The following is a 21847-nucleotide window of genomic DNA, read 5'->3' as shown; positions in this document are numbered from 1 at the left end:
ATCCCATGGACTTCCCAGGTATCGCGCGGTTGGCCGGCCAGCGGCCGGCACTAGCGGTGCATGTTCAACGCGGTGGGCTGGTTTCCAGCGCCGCATCCGGGTCGGCCACCGGCGAGGGCGGACAGGCGGGAATCTCCGAGGGCGTGGCGAGTTCTTCGGCATGCACCGGTGTACTGATCATCTTCGCCTTGCGCCAGCCACCCCAGCGGTAATACGCCAGCGACAGCAGCATCGACACCAGCGAGCCGGCCGGGAAACTCCACCAGATCGCATCGGCACCCCAGTACGGCTGCAGGAATTCGGCGAACGGCACGCGCACGCCCCACAGCGACGCGGCCAGAATCAGCAGCGGCGGAAGCACCGCGCCGGTGGAGCGCACCACGCCGGAGATCACGAAGCTGACGCCGAAGAACAGGAACGAGCCGATCACGATGTGGTTCAGGTGCCGCGCGATCTGCAGCGACTCGCTGCCCTGCGGCAGGAACAAGGCCAGCGAATACTGGTCCAGCAGTACCAGCGGCAGGATCAACGCGCCGGTCAGCAGGAAGTTGAACGCGACGCCCTGGCGTGCGGTGCCGCGCACGCGATCCCAGCGCTGCGCGCCGACATTCTGCGCGGCCATCGACGAGCATGCCGCACCGATCGCCATCGCCGGCATCTGCACGTAGTTCCACAGCTGCAGCGAGGCACCGTAGGCCGCACCGGTGTCGGTACCGTACTGGTTGACCATGGTCATCAGCATGATCACCGACAGCGAGATCAGCACCATCTGCAGGCCCATCGGCACGCCCTTGACCACCAGCGCGCGCAGGATGGTCATGTCCAGCTTGAACAGGTGCATGTCGGCGCGGCCCAGCCACAGCGTGTGCCGCTTGTGCCGCATGTACAGCAGCAGGCCGGCCAGCGACAGCGTCTGCGACACCAGCGTGGCCCAGGCCGAGCCGGCGATGCCCAGTTCGGGGAACGGCCCCATGCCGAAGATCAGTACCGGGTTCAGGGCGATGTCCAGCACCACCGAGACCAGCAGGAAGCGGAAGGGCGTGCGCGAATCACCGGCACCGCGCAGCGCCGCACTGAGGAAGGCGAAGGCGTACAGCGTTGGCATCGCCAGGAAGATGATGCGCAGGTAGGCCTCGGCCAACGGCAGCGAGGCGGCGGGCGTGCCCATCGCCGCCAGCAGCGGGTGGGCCAGGAACCAGCCGGCGATGGCGATGACCACCGACAGGCCGATGAAGAACGTGGCGCTGGTGCCGACCACGCGTCGTGCCTGGGCGATGTCGCGCGCACCGATGGCCTGGCCGATCAGGATGGTCGAGGCCATGCCGAAGCCGAATACCGAACCGATCAGGAAGAACATGATGTTGTTGGCGTTCGCGGTCGCGGTCAGTGCCGCTTCGCCAAGGAAGCGCCCCACCCATACCGCGTTCACCGAGCCGTTCAGCGACTGCGCGATGTTGCCCGCCAGGATCGGCAGCGCGAACAGCAGCAGGTTGCGGCCGATCGGGCCGGAGGTCAGGTCAAGCGGCGCTTTGGCCATGGAGTGGTGATCGATTGCCGGGAGGCGCACACTAGCATCAAGCCGGTTTGCAGGATGTGGCAATGCGTCAACCACAACAGGCGATGCGGATGATCGTGGCGGCCTTGATCGCAGCGGCACTGGCCGCATGTTCGTGGGGTGACCGGCTGGGCGATACCCAGGTGCGGCCGACCGACCGCCCCGAGTGCCTGGTCGGCAGCCAGCGCCAGGACCTGGCGGCCGGCACGCCGGCATTGATCGGGGGCAGCGGCTGCCGCACCGACCCCGACAATCCGCGCCCCCTGAACAAGCGAACGGAGTAGTCCCCACCGATGTCCGAGCTTTCCCCGTTGGCGCCCAGCGTTCGTCTGGACATCTGGTTGTGGGCGGCCCGCTTTTTCAAGACCCGCAGCCTGGCCAAACAGGCGATCGAGACGGGCAAGGTATCCGTGGCCGGGCAGCGTCCGAAATCCTCGCGCGCAGTACGCGTGGGAGAGCAGCTGCTGGTCGATCGCGGTGAAGAACACTTCGAGATCCAGGTGCTGGGCCTGAGCGACCAGCGCGGCCCGGCACCGGTGGCGCAGCAGCTGTACGCCGAGAGCGAAGCCTCCAGGGCGCGCCGCGCCGAACAGCGTGCGCTGCGCATTGCCGCGCGTGATGGCTACCAGGCACCGGAGCACAAGCCGGACAAGCGCGCACGCCGGTTGATCCGTGCATTGGGTGATATCGACGCGCTGTGACGGCGCCGCCCGGGCGCTGGTAGTCGCCCACCTTGGTGGGCGTTGTGCCATGTGCCGACCAAGGTCGGCACCTACATATCCGGTCAACCGTGCAGGTCGTAGCGGTCCAGCTCCATCACCCGGGTCCAGGCGGCGATGAAATCCTGCACGAACTTCTTCTCGCCATCGGCGCTGGCGTAGACCTCGGCCAGGGCGCGCAGCACGGCGTTGGAGCCGAACACCAGGTCGGCACGGGTGCCCGTCCAGCGCACAGTGCCATCGCTGCGGCCACGGCCTTCATAGCTTTCGCGACCGGTTGCCTTCCAGGTCGTGCCCATGTCCAGCAGGTTGACGAAGAAGTCGTTGCTCAGCGTGCCGGGACGGCTGGTGAACACGCCGTGCCTGCTACCGTCGGCATTGGCGCCGAGCACGCGCAGGCCACCGACCAGGGCAGTCATTTCCGGTGCGGTGAGGGTCAGCAGCTGTGCCTTGTCGATCAGCAGCGCTTCACCCGGCACGCTGTAAGCGCCCTTGAGGTAGTTGCGGAAACCATCGGCAGCCGGTTCCAGTACCGCGAACGATTCGACGTCGGTCTGTTCCTGGCTGGCATCGGTGCGGCCCGGGGTGAACGGCACGCTCAGGTCATGGCCGCCGGCCTTCGCTGCCTGCTCGATGCCGACGCCACCGGCCAGCACGATCAGGTCGGCCAGCGACACCTGCTTGCTGCCCGCGCCGTTGAACTCGGCCTGGACCTTTTCCAGCGCGGCCAGCACCTTGGCCAGCTGCTGCGGCTGGTTCACCGCCCAGTCCTTCTGTGGGGCCAAACGCACGCGTGCACCATTGGCGCCGCCACGCTTGTCCGAGCCGCGGAAGGTCGAGGCCGAGGCCCACGCCGTGGACACCAGCTCGGCCACGCTCAGGCCGGTCGCTGCGATCTTCTGCTTCAGCGCGGCGATGTCCTTGGCGTCGATCAACGGGTGCCTGGCTTCCGGCACCGGGTCCTGCCAGATGAATTCCTCGGCCGGAATCTCCGGGCCGAGATAGCGCGCACGTGGGCCCATGTCGCGATGGGTCAGCTTGAACCAGGCGCGGGCGAAGGCATCGGCGAACGCCTGCGGATCAGCAAGGAATTTCCGCGAGATCTTTTCGTAGGCCGGGTCCATGCGCAGCGACAGGTCGGTGGTCAGCATGGTCGGGCGGTGCTTTTTCGACGGGTCGTGCGCATCGGGAATCACTGCGTCCGCGTTCCTGGCGACCCACTGGTGGGCGCCGGCCGGGCTCTTGCTCAGCTCCCATTCGTGGCCGAACAGGATTTCGAAGAAGTCGTGGCTCCACTGCGCGGGGGTGCGGGTCCAGGTGACTTCCAGACCGCTGGTGATGGTGTCGCCACCCTTGCCGCTGCCGAAGCTGTTGGCCCAGCCCAGGCCCTGGCTTTCCAGGCCCGCTGCTTCCGGTTCCTTGCCGACGTTGTCGGCCGGGCCGGCACCGTGAGTCTTGCCGAAGCTGTGACCACCGGCGATCAGGGCGACGGTTTCCTCATCGTCCATCGCCATGCGGCCGAAGGTGTCGCGGATGTCATGCGCGGCCAGCACCGGATCGGGATTGCCATCCGGGCCTTCCGGGTTCACATAGATCAGGCCCATCTGTACCGCGGCCAGCGGGTTTTCCAGTTTGCGCGAGTGCACATCGCCATCAGCGTCGTCATCGGAAACCAGCACGCCGTGGTCCTCCTGCACGCCCTCCGAGCCATGCTTGTAACGCACGTCGCCACCGAGCCAGGTGGTCTCACGGCCCCAGTACACGTCCTGGTCCGGCTCCCAGGTATCGGGACGGCCGCCGGCGAAGCCGAGCGTCTTGAAGCCCATCGATTCCAGTGCGACGTTGCCGGTCAGGATCAGCAGGTCGGCCCAGGAAATGGCCTGGCCATATTTCTGCTTGATCGGCCACAGCAGGCGCCGCGCCTTGTCCAGGCTGACGTTGTCCGGCCAGCTGTTGAGCGGAGCGAAGCGTTGCTGGCCACGACCACCGCCGCCACGGCCGTCATCGATGCGGTAGGTGCCGGCGCTGTGCCAAGCCATGCGGATGAACAGCCCGCCGTAGTGGCCGAAGTCGGCTGGCCACCAGTCCTGCGAGTCGGTCATCAACGCCTTCAGGTCGGCCTTCAGGGCGTTGTAGTCCAGCCCGTTGAAGGCCTTGGCGTAGTCGAAGTCCGCATCAAGGGGATTGGAGCGCGTGGAGTGCTGGTTGAGCAGATCCACGCGCAGCTGGTTCGGCCACCAGTCGCGGTTGGTCGTCGCATCACCGACGACGGCATGGTTGAACGGGCACTTCGCTTCGCTTTTCATGGGTCTCTACCTGTGGGCTGGCGAATGAGGGAATCAGATCGCTTACCCACCATAGGCATCGCCTAACGATGGGTAAATTCGATTGATTCAACCGATGCGATAGTGGATGTCTATGGCCGGCAGCGCTTGCATCGTTGTGCGCGATCAGCGCTTGAGCAGGCCCGCGCCGAGCTTGAACAGATCGCTGGCGCCGAACTGGCCATCTCCGTCCTGATCGAGCGCACCGCCGAGCAGGCTGCCGATGCCGCCGCCGGAGTGCTGTGCTTCCTGGCCCAGGGCCTGGCTGAGCTGGCCGGCGTTGCCGCTCTGGGCGAACCGCTGGGCCAGGAACGACATGACGATGGGGGCCAGGATCGCCAGCAGCTGGCTGGACCTGCCGCTGTCCAGGCCGGTCTTCTGGCCCAGCACTTCGGCCGCCTGCGAGGTCTGCCCACCGAACACGTGGCCGAGGATGCCGGCACCGTCGGTGGCGTTGCCGCCGCCACCGCCCATCACCGCGCCGAGGATGCTGCCGATGTCGAAACCGCCGCCACCGCCGCCCGAACCGAGGTGGTCGCGCTGCAGGGCATTGAGCAGGGACTGCGCACCCTGCGGCTCGCTGGCGTTCTGGCCCATCGCGCCGAGCAGGAGCGGCAGCGCGCTGCCGACGGCCTGGGTGGCCTGGCTGCTGTCCAGGCCGAGCTGCTGCGAGACCTGCTGCAGGCCTTGGCCCTGCTGCAGCTGCTGGAAGAGGGATGCAGCAAGGGATTCGGTGTTCATGGCGGTCTCCGGTCTGTGAAGGGCGAACCGCCCGAGCATAACGCCGTGTACACGACGGCAATGCGAAGGCTTCATGGCGGGCGTCCGCCGGGCAGGGCCGGCGCAGCCTGCCGCCGGCCTTACAGCAGCGCCTTCAACCGGTACAGCGCTTCCAGTGCCTGCTTCGGGGTCAGCTCATCCGGGTCGATCGCGGCCAGCGCCTCCTGGGCCTTGTTCGGCGGAGCGGCAAACAGCCCGAACTGCTGCGGGGCATCCAGCGCCTGCGGAGTGAGTTCGGCGGCATGGCTTTCGCCACCGCGCTGTTCCAGCTCGGCCAGGCGTCGGCGCGCCTGTGCCACGGTGGCACGCGGCAGGCCGGCCAGGGCAGCCACCTGCAGGCCGAAGCTGCGGTTGGCCGGACCGTCCTTCACTGCATGCATGAACACCAGCGTTTCGCCGTGCTCGACGGCATCCAGATGCACGTTGGCGATACCGCTGCGGCCGCCTTCGTGCTGTTCGTCGGCCAGCGCGGTCAGTTCGAAGTAATGGGTCGCAAACAGCGTGTAACAGCGGTTTTCGTGGGCGAGGTGGCGCGCTACCGCGTCGGCCAGGGCCAGGCCGTCGTAGGTGGACGTGCCGCGGCCGATCTCGTCCATCAGCACCAGCGAATGCGCGGTGGCGTGATGCAGGATGTAGCTGGTTTCGGCCATCTCGACCATGAAGGTCGACTGCCCGCGGGCAAGGTCGTCGCCTGCGCCGATGCGGGTCAGGATGCGGTCGATCGGGCCGATCAGCGCGCGGCTGGCCGGCACGAAGCTGCCGATGTGGGCCAGCAGCACGATCAGCGCGTTCTGCCGCATGTAGGTCGATTTACCGCCCATGTTCGGGCCGGTGATGACCAGCATGCGACGGTCCGGGTGCAGGTCCAGGTCGTTGGGCTCGAACGGCTGGTCACGTACCGCTTCCACCACCGGATGGCGGCCGCGCTCGATCTTCAGGCACGGCTCGGCCTGCAGCTCCGGGCGCGCCCAGTCCAGCGCCTGCGCACGTTCGGCGAAGGCGGCCAGCACGTCCAGTTCGCTGAGCGCGGCAGCACACTGCTTGAGCGGCTCCAGCTGGGTGCCCAGCGTGTCCAGCAGCTGCTCGTACAGGTACTTTTCGCGCGACAGCGAACGGTCACGGGCGGACAGCACCTTGTCTTCGAACGCCTTCAGTTCTTCGGTGATGTAGCGCTCGGCGTTGGTCAGTGTCTGCCGGCGGGTGTAGTGCACCGGCGCACGATCGGACTGGCCCTTGCTGATTTCGATGTAGTAGCCGTGCACACGGTTGTAGCCGACCTTCAGGGTGGCGATGCCGCTGCTCTCGCGCTCGCGCTGTTCCAGGTCGACCAGGAACTGGTCGGCGTGGGTCGACAGGCGGCGCAGCTCATCCAGCTCGGCGTCGAAGCCATCGGCCAGCACGCCACCATCGCTGAGCTTGAGCGGCGGCATGTCGGCGATCGCGCTGGCCAGCAGGTGGGCGCATTCGTCGTGTTCGCCGAGCGCGGCGTGCAGGGTCTGCAGGCGTGGTGAATCCAGCGGTGCCAGCACCTCGCGTACGGCCGGCAGCAGGCCGAGGCCATCGCGCAGGGTGGAGAAGTCGCGCGGCCGTGCCGAGCGCAGGGCAACGCGGGTGAGGATGCGTTCCAGGTCGCCGAGGCGGCGGAACTGTTCGCGGATATCTGCGTCCGCGCCGCGGTCGATCAGTGTTTCCACCGCGTGGTGGCGCTGCACCAGCACCTCGCGCAGGCGCAGCGGCCGATGCAGCCACCGGCGCAGCAGGCGGCCGCCCATCGGCGTCACCGTGCTGTCGAGCACACCGAGCAGGGTATTGCGGGTATCGCCGTCGACACGGGTGTCCAGCTCCAGATGGCGCCGCGTTGCCGCGTTCATCGCGATCGCTTCGCCGGCGGTTTCCATCGAGATGGAGGTCAGGTGCGGCAGGCGCTGCTTCTGGGTTTCCTCGACATAGCCGAGCAGGGCGCCGGCAGCGGCCGTTGCGCGCGGCTTGTCGTCGATGCCGAAGCCGCTCAGGTCATGCAGCTTGAAGAAGTTCAGCAGCTGGCGGCGGCCACTGTCGGCGTCGAACAGCCATGGCGCGCGGCGACGCACGCCGCTGCGCTGGCGCAGGAACTCCGGCCAGTTCTCCTCATCCGGCACCAGCAGTTCGGCCGGCTCCAGGCGCGCGAGTTCGGCTTCCAGCGCGTCATCGGTGTCCACTTCGTTGACCAGGAAACGGCCGCCGGCGAGGTCGGCCCAGGCCAGGCCATAGCCGCTCTTGTTGCGCGACAGGGCCATCAGCAGGGTGTCGCGACGCTCGTCCAGCAGCGCTTCGTCGGTGACCGTGCCGGGGGTGACGATGCGCACCACCTTGCGTTCGACCAGCCCCTTGGCCAGTGCCGGGTCGCCGATCTGTTCGCAGATCGCCACCGATTCGCCCAGCGCGACCAGCCGTGCCAGGTAGCCCTCGTAGGCGTGCACCGGCACGCCGGCCATCGGAATCGGTGCACCACCGGAGCTGCCGCGCTGGGTCAGGGTGATGTCGAGCAGGCGCGCGGCCTTGCGCGCGTCGTCGTAGAACAGCTCGTAGAAGTCGCCCATGCGGAAGAACAGCAGCAGGTCCGGGTAGTCGGACTTGGCTGCGAAGAACTGTTTCATCAGCGGGGTGTGTTCGGCGGACTTGTCTTTGGACATGGGACTCGTGGATCAGAGGCGTCCGCTCGCGCCGGAGGGCAGCGGGGCGGAGCCGGTACAGGGTTGTCCATGGTAACTGGTCGGGGCAGGGGGACGCTTTTGCCGGGGGCGTGGGCGCGTGTCGCAGGCGAACAGCTGCGGTGGCGCGTGCGGCTTTCAATGGTTGTGGGCGAGTCTCTGCCGGTGGGCAATTGCGAGTGAAACGGTCGTTGCCGGCGCCGGCCTGCTGGTGCTGGGTGAATCCGCGTTGTGGGTCACAGCTTTTGCCGGCACGTCCGGCGGAGGGTGGATCGCCGCAATCGGGCGGTCAAACGGAGTCATGCATGTTCCTTCGGGTGTTGCTTTCGATATTTCTGGCCTGCGCCGCGGGTCTTTCCCCGGCGGCAGAGGCGGCGCCGTCGAACGACCTGCACCACCTTGCGTTGCGGGTGATGTACGACGGCGTCCCCGCGTTTTCGCCCCGGCTGAGCGTGCGGCAAGGGCGCACGGCGACCGTCGCGCTGGAGGGCAGGCACGGGCAACGCTACAGCCTGGTGGTCGACATCGCCGAAGCGGTGGCCGTCGCCGGCGAAGCGGGTGCAGACCTGCAGTGGAGCCTGTGGCAGGACGGGACGCGGCTGCAGGAGGGCGCATTGACGATCTCTCCGGCGATGGTGCAGGCGGCGGCAATGGAGGGGCGGCCGCTGGGTGTCCGCAAGCGTGGGCTGGGCGGGGGACAGTCCGACGTCCAGGTGCTGGACTATTCGGTGGAAGCGTCGCCCTCGGAAGGAGATGGCAGGGCGACTGCCTGTGCCATCGCCTCGCCGATGGCAACCGCTCGCGATAAGGGATGTTGTGCCGCAAAGTGCCAGGATGGCAGCGGACAGTCGCTGAAGTGCTGTGGTGCAAGCTCCTGCTGTGCATGTGGTACCTGTTGCCACGTTCCTTGATGGGCGTCGGCAGCAGGCGTGGCAGCCTCAGGCCTGTACCAGGGTGATGGTCGGGTGGCTGGCGAAGATCTCCATCACGATGTCGAAGTAGGTCTGCCCCTCGCCACGTTGCAGGGCGTCCAGCTGGCGGCCGATGGTTCCGGCATTGAACGTACCCGGCTGCCGCAGCTTGTCTTCCAGCCACGCCCGCGTTGCATCCACTCCCAGCGCCTCTCGGCTGCGGTCGATGTCGCGCCAGACCAGCGTGGCGGTTTCGTGCCCGGCCAGCGCGCCATAACCGCCGTACAGCAGATCGTCCAGTGCATCGAGGCTGGGGCCGAGCCGCCAATCTTCGCCGGCCATGAATACCCGGTTGATTTCCGCATGGAAACTGGGGATATCAGCGATGGCGGTGCCTTCGATCTGCAGGAATACGGTCATGCGCCGACTATAGCGTTGCGCTGCCAAACAGCGAGCGACTTGTTCATCGGGGTGATACGTTCCCAACCCGCCTTCATTGCTGGACGATGCGGGGCTGCGGGGGGCAATCAGCAGGCAGGAAGTAAGGAAAACCCTGCTTGAACGCATTTATGTTAACGAGGTGTTGTTCCAATAAATGTACTTAAAGTTTCCCCCGGGTCGTGCCGCCACCGATATAGGGCCACAATCAAGGGAATTGAGATGCTCGCCTTACGCAACCTCCGTGTGGGATCCCGGCTTTCCGCCGGCTTCGGTCTGCTGTTGCTGTTCATCCTGGCCATTGTCGGCCTGGTGTTGTACGGAAACCATCTGAAGTCCGCCCAGTTCGAGAAGGTAGTGGGCGTGAACATGGTCAAGATGCGGTTGTTGAACGACATGCTCGATACCAACAACGCGGTGCTGATGCATCGTCGCCTGATGGTGATCAAGCGCGGCGAGGAGTTCGACAAGGACTACCAGCGGGCGCAGGAACTGAGCCGCACCTACGACGGTATCTGGGACAAGTACGTCAAGATTCCCCGCGATGCCGCTGGCGATACGCTGGTGGCGCAGATCGCGGCGGCGCGCAAGGCCACCGACGTCTCCACTCAACAATTGCACGAGCGGATGAAGGCGGGCGACTACGACGGTGCAGCCACCGAGCTGCTGGCCGAGCAGGGTCTGGCCACGGCCTGGAATGGAGCGATCTCCAGCCTGCTGCGGCACCAGGAAGCCCTGACCGAACGCAGCCGTGAGGAATACCGCGCCACGGAAGCGTGGACGGGAACCCTGTCCATCGCCTTTGGTGTGCTCAGCCTGATTCTCGGCGCACTGGCCGCGTGGGCGATCACCCGCAGCCTGACCCGCCCCTTGGCGGGCGCGGTGAAGCTGGCCGATGGCATCGCCAACGGCCGCCTGGACAACGTCATCGATGCTTCGGGCAATGACGAGGTGACCCAGTTGCTGAAGTCCATGCAGCGCATGCAGGGGCAGCTGCAGGCGGTGATGGCCGCGCAGGGCGAGATGGCGCGGCAGCACGATGATGGCAGCCTGGGTTATCGCATGGACGAGAGCGCCTTCCCCGGCGACTACGGGCGCATGGTGCATGACACCAACGCGCTGGTGGGCTCGCACGTGCAGGTGCAGAACCGCTTGATCGAGGTGATGAAGCACTACGCGCGCGGCGACCTGTCGGTGGACATGGATCGCCTGCCGGGCGAGAAGGCGGCGATCACCCAGGCCATGGACGAGACCAAATCGAGTCTGTCGGCCATCAACGGCGAGATCCGCCGGCTGGCCACAGCCGCGGCCGCGGGCGACTTCAGCCTGCGTGGCGACGAAACACGCTTCGAGCATGATTTCGGCGAGATGGTGACCGGGCTGAACCGGTTGATGCAGACCACCGACGAGAACCTGGTGCAGGTGTCGAGCCTGTTGCAGGCGATCTCACGTGGCGATCTGACCGTACGCATGCAGGGCGACTTCCACGGCGTGTTCGCCCGCATGCGCGACGACTGCAACGCGACCGTCGAGCAGCTGACCCAGATCGTCGGCCGTATCCAGGCCAGTGCATCCAGCATCAATGTGGCGGCAGGGGAAATCGCCTCGGGCAATACCGATCTGTCGCGGCGTACCGAGCAGCAGGCGGCCAACCTGGAAGAAACGGCAGCGTCGATGGAGGAGCTGACCTCCACGGTGAAGCAGAACGCCGAACACGCGCGCCAGGCCAACCAGCTGGCGATCGGTGCACATGGGGTGGCCTCGCAGGGCGGCGAGGTGGTCGGCCAGGTGGTGACCACCATGAGTGCCATCGAAGCGTCGTCGAAGAAGATCGTCGAGATCATCAGCGTGATCGATGGCATCGCCTTCCAGACCAACATCCTGGCGCTCAATGCCGCCGTGGAAGCTGCGCGTGCGGGTGAGCAGGGCAGGGGTTTTGCGGTGGTGGCCAGCGAGGTGCGCACCTTGGCACAACGCTCGGCGGGTGCGGCCAAGGAGATCAAGGGCCTGATCGAAGAGTCGGTGGGCAAGGTGTCCGACGGCTCGGCGCTGGTGCGTCAGGCCGGCACGACGATGGGCGAGATTGTCGCCTCGGTGCAGCGGGTGACCGACATCACGGCGGAGATCTCTGCAGCCTCGCAGGAACAGAGTTCCGGCATCGAGCAGGTCAACCAGACGGTGATGCAGATGGACGAGACCACCCAGCAGAACGCTGCGCTGGTGGAAGAGGCCAGTGCTGCTGCGCGGTCGATGGAAGAACAGGCCAACCTGCTGGCCGAGGCGGTGTCGGTGTTCCGGACGGGCGCTTCGGTGGCGGCGGCAGCGGTCCGTCCGATGTTGGCAGCGGTCGCTGCAAGCGTGCCGCCGGTGCGTCGCGTGACCGGGGTGCCGCTGCGGAATGCCCCGCCGCTCGCTGCCAACACGGGTGGGTGGGAAGAGTTCTAAGCCGCCCATCGCGAGGCGGGTCGCGATGGGCGCATTTTTGTTTCCTGAACCGATGATGGCCGCTGAGCGCCTGGAGGCGTGGATTTCACCTGCAGTTGCCACGTGCAGGCAGACACTTGCGCCATACCGGAGCACAGGAGATGGCCATGAAGACCTCGACCCGATTGATGGTGCTGGGCACCCTGCTGGCGGCCTCGTCCGTTGCTGGCGCACAGAATTACGGCCCGCGTGATGAAGGGCGCAAGTTCAACGATGGCAGCCGCGTGGTCTGCAAGAACGTGGAAGTACAGCGCAATACCCGCGATCCCAACCGCATCACCGGTACCGCTACGGGCGCCGTGGTCGGCGGCCTGTTGGGCAACCAGGTAGGTGGCGGCAATGGCAAGAAGCTGGCGACCGTCGCCGGTGCCGTGGCAGGCGGTGCAGCTGGGCGGCAGATCCAGGGCAACCATCAGCAGAAGACCGGAGACCGCGTGGTCGAGCGCCGTTGTGAGCGCGTCTATCGCTGATACCTCCATGCGATAACCCCTTCCACACTGCTGTACCCCGAACGCCGGCCCCGTGCCGGCGTTCTCCGTTTCCGGACCGTTCCATGGGGGCAGCGCGCATGCCTATACTGCGCCGACCTCCAGGGATGAATCGCCAGTGAACGAGTCGAGCGCTGTAGACCGTCGGGACCCGTCCGATGTTGCGGATGCAATGCCTCGCACGACAGCCAGCTACTCCCGCGTGCGTGACCGCACCGACGAGCTGGAGCTGTTCATTTCCGGCCTGCTCGCCTTCGCTCTGCTCGCCGTGCCGGGCTACCTGTTCGATGCGTGGGCGCGCAGCAGCCTGCATACCGAAGGTGTCTATTTCCAGGCGCTGTGGTTCGCCTTCAGCATCGGCGTCGGCATGTGTTACGTGCTGGCGGTGGCCTTGATCATCCACTTGGCCGTGCGCGGCTACTGGATCGGCCTGATCGGCCTGAAATCGCACTTCCCCAACGGTATCGACTGGGACCGGTTGACGATGCTGGGGCCGTTCTCACGCGCGTTCCTGCAGCAGCGCGACGGCGGCCTCGACGGCACCATTGAACGCGCGGACCGGCTTGCCACCATGCTGTTCTCGACCACGCTGCTGTGCGTGCAGACCCTGGCCGGCACGCTGGTGGTGGCCATTGTCTCGCTTGGCGTGGCGATGGCCATCGGCGCCGCCTTCGGCGATGTCGATCGCATCACCCTGGGAATCGTTGCGGTGTTGATGCTCTGTCTGCTCGGTCTGGCGATGGTGCCGATGCTGCTGGAAAAGTCGATCGCGCGGCGTCGCGCGCGGGGCCTGGACACGGCACGGCAGGAGAAGCGACTGCAGTCGGTACTGGCTGGCCTGCAGCGGGTACCCATGCTGCGCCTGCTGCAGACCATGCAGTGGACCCTGCAGAGCAACCTGCGCGGCCGCTCGTTCACGGTGATCTATATTTCGGCGGTGATGCTGGCGATGGTGCTCGCCGCCCTGCAGGTCTATGGCTCGATGACGTTCTCGCTGTTCAACCGCTACAGCGTGCTGACCGAGGAGGCAGTGAACCACGGCATGCTGGGCGCGCACTACGAATCGCTGCGCTCGGCGCACGACCGGTTGCTGCCTTATCCGATGATTCCGGCCGATACCATCAGTGCATCGCGGTTGCGCCTGTTCATTCCCCATCGCCCGCAGCGTGACAACCCGGTGGCGCGACAGCGCTGCGCCGGTGGTGCGAGCAACGAAGCGCAGGGCGCACTGGCCGCGACCGCAGCGGTGAACTGCATGGCCACCCTGTGGACGGTGCAGCTCGACGGCGGCAAGGTCGACCTGCACGATTTCGTGCCGATGGAACGCCGCGACCTGGACATGCGCGGGCTGGTGGGCTATCTGCCGATGGCGGACCTGAAGCCGGGCCGGCATGACCTGCGACTGGTCTGGAACGCCGACGGCGGCGAACGCGGCCCCAGCCGTCGTCGCGAATACAGCATCCCTTTCTGGTACGCGCCGGAGCCGTAAAAGGGGACGGAGTGCATCAAGTCGCTTTCTCCCTCTCCGTGCCAGCTACGACTTGATCCCCTTCGTCCCCTTTGGGCTGTGCAGACGCCAGAGGGCGAGGGCGCCGTACAGCACCAGCAGCACGGCCAGGGTGATCAGTTCGCGGCTGACCTCGGCCAGGCTGGCGTCCATCTGGTTCAGGCGCACCATCAGGTTGATGCCGGAGGTGGTCGGCAGCAGCTGCGCCAGCCACACCAGCGGGCGCGGGGTCATCACCGCCGGCCACGACAGGCTGGCCAGGAAGAACAGCGGGATCGAGGTGGCGATGATGTACTGGAAGGCGCGTTCGCGCGTGCGGAAGAAACTGCCGACGAACAGCCCGAACGCCACCGTGGCAGCGATGAAGAGGGTGCCGCCGAGCAGCTGGCCGAGCGGGTTGCCGCCACGCGGATAGTCCTGCACCCAGGCGGTGAAGCCGGCGTACCAGAACAGCCCGAACAGCCCGATCAGGCCGAAGCCAAGGGCCATGCCGGTCAGGGCGGGCAGGTCGAACTGCAGGCGCCGGCCCAGCACCAGCCGGCGACCGCCGAGCAGCACGCCGATGCCCATCAGCAGCGTCTGGTGCACGATCAGTTCGGCCACGCCGGGCACGATCGCGCTGCCATAGCCTTCTTGGGTGTTGAACAGGGGCCGTTGCACGAGGGTGACCGGTGGTGCCTGTGGCGCGCCCATGAACGCGGCCTGGGTGACAGCCGCTTCACGGCCGAACCCACCCAGCGCATCGGCCACGCTGCCCAGTACCCAGCTGGCGCGGCCAAGATAGGCGCCGTTGCCGAGCAGCACCAGTTTGGCCGGATGCCCGCGCAGGATGTCGCGTTCCAGGTTGGCCGGGATAAGCACGATGCCTTCGGCATGGCCGGCCTCCAGCTGTGCGCGCGCGTCCTGCAGGTCGGCCGGTTGCCCGACCACATGGGCCACGCGCAGCGAATCGAGCTTGCGCAGCAGTTCGCGGCTGGTCGCGCTGTGGTCTTCATCGACCACCAGCACGGGCAGGTTGCCGGCCACCTGGTGGCGATAGGCGGCGGGGTAGAAGAACGAGTACAGGATCACCGCGCCCACCATCACCACGATCGCATAGCGGTCGCAGAGCACGGCCAACAGCGTCTGTCGCAGGCTGTGCCAGATCCGGCTCATGCGCCTGCCCCGGCCGGTTGCGCGGCCTGCGGCGTGCGCGCGAACGCCAGCAGGCGCCAGCCGCCGATGCCGCCGGCCACCACGATCATCAGCAGCAGCGTTGCCAGCGGCCACAGCGAGACCGTCAACGGCGAGCCGATGAACTGCTGCTGGGTCTGCAGCTTGATGTAGGCGCTGAGCGGCAGCAGCAGGTGCCAGACGCGGGTGAACAACGGTGCGTCGATCACCGGGAACGTAGCACTGGAGAACGCCAGCGCGGTGCCGATGCTCAGGCCCACGGCGGACAGGGCCGTGCCCATGTCACGGGTGACGCCGACAAAGAACAGGGCATAGGCCGCGGTGGCCAGGTAGAACAGCGGCTGTGCGAGCAGCAGCAGAAGCACGCTGCCAGCGATGCCGTCGCCACGCAGCCAGGCCAGGTAGGCCGCGCCCAGCGCGCCGTACAACGAGAACAGCAGCACGTAGGGCAGCACCTTGCCGGCAATGGCTGACCATGGTGCATGGCCCAGCCAGGCGGGCAGGGTACCGTCGCGGATCTCACGGCCGAGGCTGCCGGCCACGGCCAGCGCCAGTACCAGCGACAGTACCGCCGGGAAGATCAGTGGCAGCAGGAACAGCTCGTAGCTGCGCGCCGGGTTGAACAGGATGTCCGACTGCACCGCGATGGGGGCGGCACGCAGCTTGCCCGGCCCGACCTGCAGGCCGATGCGTTCGCGCAGCAGCCGCACGTTCCATGCCGATACCGCGTCGCCGATATCCCGCGCGGCGGACTGGCCGGTGGTCATGTAGGTGGCGTTGTAATAGGAAAACACCGTGCCCTGCCGGCCGCGCAGCGCCTGGCGGGTCACATCGCGCGGCACCAGCACCACCGCGAACACCTCCAGCCGGCGCAGCTGCGCGCGCGCCTCCTCCATATCGGCCGGTTGGCGGGCGATGCGCACGCCGGGGCTGGCGTCGAGCATGCGCAGCAGCAGGCGGCTGTCGCTGCTGTGGTCAAGGTCGACCACGGCAATCGGCACATCGCGCATCACCGATGCGGAGAACATCCAGGCCATCACCACCAGCATCAACAGCGGCAGCACGGTGACCAGTGCAAGGTCTGCGCGGTTGCTGCGCAACCGGTGCAGTTCGCGCTGCCATGAGCTGCCGAAGCCGCTGCGGCTGGTGTTCAGTGCTGCGGCCATGCGAACAGCACGCTCATGCCGGGGCGGAAGCCCTCGATGCGGCGTACCGGGCGCACCCGCACTTCGAAGCTGCGCACGTCGTAGCCCGATGACTGGCGGGTGGTGCGCCACGTGGCGTAGTCGCCCGCGGGATTGATGAAGTAGACCTCGAACTCACCGTCCTTGCCGAGTGCCGGCACGCTGCCCTGCAGCTTGCTGCCGACCTTCAGGCCCTGCATCTGCGATTCGCGCAGGTTCATCGACACCCACATGCGGTCGATGTCGACCAGGGTGAACACGGGGAAGCCGGCGGGTACCAGTTCGCCCGGGTCGGCCATGCGCTTGTTGATCTCGCCGGCCACCGGCGCGCGGCCTTCCACTTCAACGCGCGCGGCGTTGACTTCCGCCACCGCACCCTGGGCCTGCTGCACCTGGCCCTGCGCGGCACGCTTGTCCTGTTCGCGCGCGCCGGTCAACGCCATGTCGTACTGGGCGCGGGCGGCGCGGGCCAGTTCGCGCGAGCTGGTGGCCTGGGCCGCCGCTTCATCGCGCTTCTGCCGGGTCATCACCCCTTCGTTGAACAGGTTCTGCACGCGCCGGTAGGTGGCATCGGCAAGCGTGGCACCGGCTTCGGCGCGCTTCCAGTTGGCTTCGGCTGCGCGGATGTCTTCGCTGCGTGCGCCTTCGGCAGCCTTGTCGGCCACCGCCTGCGCCGCAGCCAGTGCGCCGTGCGCCTGCTGTTCCTTGGCTGCTACTTCGGGGCTGTCGAGCAGGAACAGCACCTGCCCGGCCTGCACGTGATCGCCCTCGCGGACCTTCAGTTCGGCCACGCGCGCGGTGATCTTGGCCGACACATTGAGGGTGTCGGCGTCGGCCATGCCCTGGATCTGGTCGGCGGGGCTGCGCCAGGCCAGCCACAGGCCCAGCACCACCGCCACCAGCAGCACCACCAGCAGAACCGGCCCCAGCCGGCGCTTGCCCGGGGGCGTGGCGGCTTCGTCGTGCAACACATCACTCATGATCAATTACCTCGTCTGCACGCCGCCGATGGTCTTCGAAGCGGTCCATCTGTCCACTCACCTCAAGCAGTTGCGCCAAGGCGATATCGTATTGGTAGGCGGCCTGCGCACGTTCGATGCGGGCACCGCCGAGACCGAGCCGTGCGTCGATCACGTCCAGCGAGGTGGCCTGGCCTTCGCGGAAGGCCAGCTCCTGCAGGCGCAGGTTCTCGTCGGCCTGGGCGATGCTGCTGTCCAGCAGCACGAACTGCTGGCGTGCGGTTTCCAGCTCGTTCCAGGCCTTGCGCACACCCAGCGCGACCTGGTTCTCGGCCTCGCGCAGGCCGGCCTCGGCCTGCTCCTGCTGCGCGCGTGCCGCGCTGATCTGTGCCGGCCGTGAGTTCGGCGACAGGAAGGTGTACTTCAGGCCGATGCCGAACGCCCAGTCCGGATCGGTCAGCATTTCGTCGCGGCGGCGGAAGTCGTACTGGCCGAACAGGAATACCGTTGGCTTCAGCTTGGCCTGCTGCACGCGCACGCCCTGTTCGGCCTGCGCCACGATCGCGCGCAGGCGGGCGATCTGCGGCTGCCGTGCCTGTGCGGTGCGCTCGAAGGTGGCGACCGGTTCCAGCGGCGCGCGCTGCACGAACAGCGGCGACAGCGGCTGCACATCACCGCCACTGCGCAACAGCGTGGCCAGTGCAGCCTTCAGCGTGGCCAGATCATTGAGGGTCTTCTGGTATTCGCGCTCGGCCTTGTCGCGGGCGACGGTGGCCTGCAGGCGCTGCGCACGCGTGGCGAAGCCTTCGCGTTCCAGTTTCTCGGCATCGGACAGGTGGCGGTTCAAACCATCGCGCACGTCGCGACGCACGACCACTGCCTGTTCGGCCAAGCGCTGACCGAAGTAGGCCTGGGCCAGTTGCACGGTCAGCGACTGCCGCTGCGCTTCGCGCTCGGCGCTGGCCTGTTCGCTGGCCGCGCCGGCAGCACGCTGCGCGGCCGGGATCAGGCCGCCGGTGTACAGCGGCAGCACCGCAGTGACCACCGGCCGTGTGCGCCAGTCGCGCTCGGTGAACGACAGCGGTGAATCGATGCCAAAGGCTTCGGCCACCGGCGCCAGCGAGCCCAGCGGCAGGGTCAGTGTCTTCTGGAACTGCAGCCGCCGCACTTCGCCGGTGATCTCCGGCAGGCGCAGCAGGCGGGTGGCCTCGTGCAGTTCTTCCTTGTTGCGCACGCCGGCATCAGCAGCGGCCAGCGCGTCGGAGACCTGTTCCAGACGCTGCCGCGCCTGTTCCCATTCCAGTGCGGGAGGCGCGCTGGTCTGTGCCGCTGCAGCCAGCGGCAGGCTGGCCAGCAAGGCCAGGCCGGCAGCGCCGAGCGCGCGATGCATCCTTGTCCGTGGGCAGCTCAGGCGCATGCCGTTCCTGTAGTGAAGAAGTGGGCAAACGGTAGTGGTCCGCGCGTGAAGCCGGGGTCTGCGGTGGTCTGGATCATGCTCTTTTCAACGTAGGGTATTGCCCGCGGCGGTACGCAGCGCGTGGGTGATGTGTTGCAACGTGCTCGAACGCACGGCGGCATGCTGCCAGAACAAGGGTACGTCGAGCCAGCGACGCGGTTCCAGCACCACAATCTGTCCGGCCTCTGCCGCTGGCGTGACCAGGGCCTCCGGCGCCAGGCACCAGCCCAGCCCACGCGCGGCAGCATCGACGAAGCCGGTGGAGGAGGGCAGGTAGTGTACGGGCGGTTGCAACCGCGCTCGGGTGAGCCTGCGCAGGAAACGCCATTGCAGTTCATCCTTGCGGTTGAACACGATCATCGGCGCCGAGGCCAATGCTTCGGCCTGCATGCCCGCGCTGAAGTGGCGGCGCGCAAATGCCGGTGAGGCGATGGCGTGGTAGCGCATCGCGCCCAGCGGATGCACGTTGCAGCCCTTCAGCGGTCTGCGTTCGGCGGTGACCGCGCCAAGCACGCTGCCGGTGCGCAGCAGTTCCAGGGTGTGGTCCTGGTCGTCCATGCGCAGGTCGAACAGGTAGCCGTGGCGCTGGTGCAGCTCGGCGATGGCGGCGACGAACCAGGTGTCCAGCGAATCGTCGTTGACCGCCAGCGGAATCGGCGTACGGGTGGCATCGCTGCCGTGTTCCGGCAGCAGTTCGGCAAGCGCTTCGGCCTGCAGTGCCTGCATCGGCCGCACCCGCCGCAGCAGCACTTCGCCGGCAGCGGTAGGCCGGCACGGGGACTGGCGCACCACCAGCACCTGGCCCAGCCGGTCCTCAAGCGCCTTGATCCGTTGCGACAACGCCGACGGGCTGATCGACAGGCGGCGTGCAGCGGCCTCGAAGCTGCCTTCTTCGAGCACGGCGGTGAAAGCGCTCAACTGCGGATGTACCAGGTCCACGCGGAGCCTCTTCAGTGTTTCTGCACAGGATAAAGAAAAACCAGTTGGCCTTAATCAGTCCGTTGGTCGCACCCTGAGTCTCTTTTCATGGGGGAGAGCGTCGAATGTGGATTGCTGCGGCACTGGCCGGCCTGTTTGCAGGTGCTGGCCTGATCATTGCCATCGGCGCGCAGAACGCCTTCGTGCTGCGGCAGGGGCTGCAGCGCCGCTACGTGGGCATGGTGGTACTGGCCTGCATGGGCGCGGACATCGCGCTGATCCTGGCCGGCGTTGGCGGCATGGGGGCGCTGGTGCTGCAGTGGCCGTTGCTGTTGCAGGTGCTGCGCTTCGGCGGGGCCGCCTTCCTGCTGTGCTATGGGCTGCAGGCTGGGCTGCGCGCGTGGCGCGGTGGCAGCGCGCTGGCCGCGGCCGATGCCAGTGGTGGCAGCCGGCGGCAGGTGCTGCTGGCCTGCCTGGCGTTCACCCTGCTCAACCCGCACGTGTACCTGGATACGATGGTGCTGCTGGGCAGCCTGTCCACGCGCTACCCGGGTGACCTGCGTTGGGCGTTCGCAGCAGGCGCCTGCGTGGCCAGCGTGCTCTGGTTCTGCGGGCTGGGGTTCGGCGCCCGGTTGCTGCAGCCGGTGTTCCGCAACGCGGCAGCATGGCGGTTGCTGGATGCAGGCGTGGCGGCCTTCATGCTGTGCCTTGCGCTGCTGTTGCTGCTGCGCCCGCTCTAGGCCGCATCCACCGCGCACAACGGGGTTTCACCCGGGCGCAGGGTCAGCACGCGCACGCCGCTGCCGGTCACGGCCACGGTGTGCTCGAACTGCGCCGACAGCTTGCCGTCGCGGGTGTACACCGGCCATTCGTCCGGCTGCTGGCGGATGGCAGGCTTGCCCTGGTTGAGCATCGGCTCGATGGTGAACACCATGCCTTCCTGCAGCTCCATGCCGGTGCCGGCATGGCCGTAATGCAGGATCTGCGGCTCCTCGTGCATCTCCTGGCCGATACCGTGGCCGCAGTATTCCTTGACCACGCTGTAGCCGTGGCTGCGGGCGTGGCGGGCGATGGCGTGGCCGATATCGCCCAGGCGCGCGCCGGGCCGCACGGCGGCGATGCCTTTCCACATGGCCTGGTAGGTGGTCTGCACCAGCTTCCGCGCGGCGTAGTCGGCATCACCCACAACATACGTGGTGCTGGAATCGGCGATGTAGCCGTTCTTCTCCAGGGTGATGTCGAGGTTGACGATCTGGCCATTGCGCAGCACGTCATCGGCCGATGGCATGCCGTGGCAGATGACGTTGTCGATCGAGGCGTTGAGCACGTACGGGAACCCGTACTGCCCCTTGCTGGCGGGCCGTGCCTGCAGCTCGTCGACGATCATCCGCTCGACGATGTCGTTGATCTCCAGCGTGCTGCGGCCCTGCAGGGGCAGGGCGTCGAGCATGGCGAAGACCTGCGCCAGCAGCCGTCCGGACTCGGCCAGACGGTCGATCTCGTCGGGCCGCTTGATCATGGCCATCGGCTCAGGCCCGCCCAGGGGCAAGCAGCTGCGGCTGCACACCGGCGGCGCGTAGTTCACTGGCGACGACGTCCTGGAAGCTCAGGGTCGGGTTCATCTCGCAGAGCATGCCGACCCGGATCCAGAACGTGGCCTGGGCGTTGATCGAGCGGTTGGAGACGGTGCAGGCACGGCGCAGCTGGTCGTGCAGGGTGTCATCGATGTTGACGATGCCCATGGGCGTTCTCGACTGGGAATGTATGAAGCGTATACGAAACGTATATTACCGCTCAAGCGCGTGGCATTCAGCCAGCGTCGGTGGCGAAGCGCAGGCGATTGCCGTCCGGGTCGACGATCAGCATCTCGCGGCTTCCCCAGTCGGTATCGTGTGGCGGCTGCTCGATGGGTACACCCGCAGCGCTGAACGCGCGGCGCAGGGCATCGACGTCGGTGACGATGAAATACACCGCACCGCCTACCTCGCAGTCGCCGGCGTGTTCGGTCAGGAAGATCGTCTGGCCTTCGCGGGTAAGCTGGGCGAACAGCGGGAAGCCGGGTTCGAAGCGGTGCTCCCAGTCGACGATGAAGCCCAAGCCCTGCACGTAGAAGGGCAGGCTGGTATCGGCATGGCGCATGCGCAGCTGCGGGATGACGGTCTGGGGCATGGCGAGGGCTCATGGGGCAGGCGTCCAGTGTAGTGCCGGCCGCTGGCCNGGTCCGGTAGTTGCCAACCTTGGTTGGCATTGCCGGCCAGCGG

General features: G+C 67.0%; 20 protein-coding genes. 7 read left to right on the top strand and 13 right to left on the bottom strand.

Annotated elements, in window-relative coordinates:
• Positions 1-64: 64 nt before the first annotated feature.
• A complete protein-coding gene (locus tag TEP_RS13520) occupies positions 65-1537 on the bottom strand; it encodes an MATE family efflux transporter (protein ID WP_132825617.1) in 1473 nt (490 codons plus the stop codon).
• A gap of 62 nt (positions 1538-1599) precedes the next feature.
• On the opposite strand from TEP_RS13520, the gene TEP_RS13515 reads away from it, so the two are divergent.
• The gene (locus tag TEP_RS13515; protein ID WP_132825616.1) at positions 1600-1839 is read left to right on the top strand and encodes a hypothetical protein; all 240 of its coding nucleotides are present in this window, start codon (positions 1600-1602) and stop codon (positions 1837-1839) included.
• 9 nt (positions 1840-1848) lie between these two features.
• Positions 1849-2256, top strand: a complete 408-nt coding sequence (locus TEP_RS13510; RefSeq protein WP_132825615.1) for an RNA-binding S4 domain-containing protein — start codon at positions 1849-1851, stop codon at positions 2254-2256.
• Positions 2257-2339: 83 nt separating this feature from the next.
• Here TEP_RS13510 and katG read toward each other — a convergent pair whose 3' ends face one another.
• The 3 genes from katG to mutS form a co-directional block, all read right to left on the bottom strand.
• Positions 2340-4580, bottom strand: coding sequence for a catalase/peroxidase HPI (gene katG, locus TEP_RS13505; protein WP_132825614.1), 2241 nt, complete (start codon positions 4578-4580; stop codon positions 2340-2342).
• Positions 4581-4724: 144 nt separating this feature from the next.
• Complete coding sequence (locus TEP_RS13500; RefSeq protein WP_132825613.1) at positions 4725-5339, bottom strand: DUF937 domain-containing protein; 615 nt, start codon at positions 5337-5339, stop codon at positions 4725-4727.
• A gap of 119 nt (positions 5340-5458) precedes the next feature.
• On the bottom strand, positions 5459-8050 hold the full coding sequence (gene mutS / locus TEP_RS13495) for a DNA mismatch repair protein MutS (RefSeq protein ID WP_132825612.1): 2592 nt from the start codon (positions 8048-8050) through the stop codon (positions 5459-5461).
• A 323-nt stretch (positions 8051-8373) separates the two neighbouring features.
• On the opposite strand from mutS, the gene TEP_RS13490 reads away from it, so the two are divergent.
• Positions 8374-8979, top strand: coding sequence for a hypothetical protein (locus TEP_RS13490; RefSeq protein ID WP_132825611.1), 606 nt, complete (start codon positions 8374-8376; stop codon positions 8977-8979).
• Positions 8980-9006: 27 nt separating this feature from the next.
• Here TEP_RS13490 and TEP_RS13485 read toward each other — a convergent pair whose 3' ends face one another.
• On the bottom strand, positions 9007-9399 hold the full coding sequence (locus TEP_RS13485) for a barstar family protein (RefSeq protein WP_132825610.1): 393 nt from the start codon (positions 9397-9399) through the stop codon (positions 9007-9009).
• Positions 9400-9639: 240 nt separating this feature from the next.
• On the opposite strand from TEP_RS13485, the gene TEP_RS13480 reads away from it, so the two are divergent.
• The 3 genes from TEP_RS13480 (at position 9640) to TEP_RS13470 (ending at position 13878) form a co-directional block, all read left to right on the top strand.
• Positions 9640-11862, top strand: coding sequence for a methyl-accepting chemotaxis protein (locus TEP_RS13480; RefSeq protein WP_132825609.1), 2223 nt, complete (start codon positions 9640-9642; stop codon positions 11860-11862).
• A gap of 140 nt (positions 11863-12002) precedes the next feature.
• Entirely contained in the window at positions 12003-12371 is a 369-nt protein-coding gene (locus TEP_RS13475; RefSeq protein WP_025873797.1) for a glycine zipper 2TM domain-containing protein, read from the top strand.
• A gap of 190 nt (positions 12372-12561) precedes the next feature.
• Complete coding sequence (locus TEP_RS13470) at positions 12562-13878, top strand: hypothetical protein (protein WP_206140215.1); 1317 nt, start codon at positions 12562-12564, stop codon at positions 13876-13878.
• A 45-nt stretch (positions 13879-13923) separates the two neighbouring features.
• Here TEP_RS13470 and TEP_RS13465 read toward each other — a convergent pair whose 3' ends face one another.
• The 5 genes from TEP_RS13465 to TEP_RS13445 all read right to left on the bottom strand — a co-directional run bounded on the left by TEP_RS13465 (position 13924) and on the right by TEP_RS13445 (position 19607).
• Positions 13924-15051, bottom strand: a complete 1128-nt coding sequence (locus TEP_RS13465; RefSeq protein WP_132825608.1) for an ABC transporter permease — start codon at positions 15049-15051, stop codon at positions 13924-13926.
• The gene (locus TEP_RS13460) at positions 15048-16235 is read right to left on the bottom strand and encodes an ABC transporter permease (protein WP_132825607.1); all 1188 of its coding nucleotides are present in this window, start codon (positions 16233-16235) and stop codon (positions 15048-15050) included. Before TEP_RS13460 ends, TEP_RS13465 begins: the two co-directional genes overlap by 4 nt.
• Complete coding sequence (locus tag TEP_RS13455; RefSeq protein WP_132825606.1) at positions 16220-17233, bottom strand: efflux RND transporter periplasmic adaptor subunit; 1014 nt, start codon at positions 17231-17233, stop codon at positions 16220-16222. The genes TEP_RS13460 and TEP_RS13455 overlap by 16 nt, the downstream gene beginning before the upstream one ends.
• Positions 17226-18602, bottom strand: coding sequence for a TolC family protein (locus TEP_RS13450; protein WP_206140213.1), 1377 nt, complete (start codon positions 18600-18602; stop codon positions 17226-17228). Before TEP_RS13450 ends, TEP_RS13455 begins: the two co-directional genes overlap by 8 nt.
• 111 nt (positions 18603-18713) lie before the next feature.
• Positions 18714-19607 (bottom strand): LysR family transcriptional regulator ArgP, encoded by an 894-nt coding sequence (locus TEP_RS13445; protein WP_132825604.1) that lies wholly within the window; start codon positions 19605-19607, stop codon positions 18714-18716.
• A 104-nt stretch (positions 19608-19711) separates the two neighbouring features.
• Here TEP_RS13445 and TEP_RS13440 point away from each other — a divergent pair, with 104 nt between their 5' ends.
• A complete protein-coding gene (locus tag TEP_RS13440) occupies positions 19712-20326 on the top strand; it encodes a LysE/ArgO family amino acid transporter (RefSeq protein ID WP_049465142.1) in 615 nt (204 codons plus the stop codon).
• On the opposite strand, the gene map is transcribed toward TEP_RS13440, so the two are convergent.
• From map to TEP_RS13425, 3 genes are all read right to left on the bottom strand, one after another.
• On the bottom strand, positions 20323-21105 hold the full coding sequence (gene map / locus TEP_RS13435; protein ID WP_132825603.1) for a type I methionyl aminopeptidase: 783 nt from the start codon (positions 21103-21105) through the stop codon (positions 20323-20325). The two genes, TEP_RS13440 and map, sit on opposite strands and share 4 nt — an antisense overlap.
• 10 nt (positions 21106-21115) lie before the next feature.
• On the bottom strand, positions 21116-21328 hold the full coding sequence (locus TEP_RS13430; RefSeq protein WP_025873788.1) for a ParD-like family protein: 213 nt from the start codon (positions 21326-21328) through the stop codon (positions 21116-21118).
• Between the two features lie 67 nt (positions 21329-21395).
• On the bottom strand, positions 21396-21755 hold the full coding sequence (locus TEP_RS13425) for a VOC family protein (RefSeq protein WP_132825602.1): 360 nt from the start codon (positions 21753-21755) through the stop codon (positions 21396-21398).
• Between the last annotated feature and the right edge of the window lie 92 nt (positions 21756-21847).

Origin of the sequence: Stenotrophomonas sp. TEPEL, assembly GCF_004348785.1 — a bacterium.
Lineage (GTDB): Bacteria > Pseudomonadota > Gammaproteobacteria > Xanthomonadales > Xanthomonadaceae > Stenotrophomonas > Stenotrophomonas indicatrix.
This window is presented reverse-complemented; position numbering and strand designations above follow the sequence as displayed.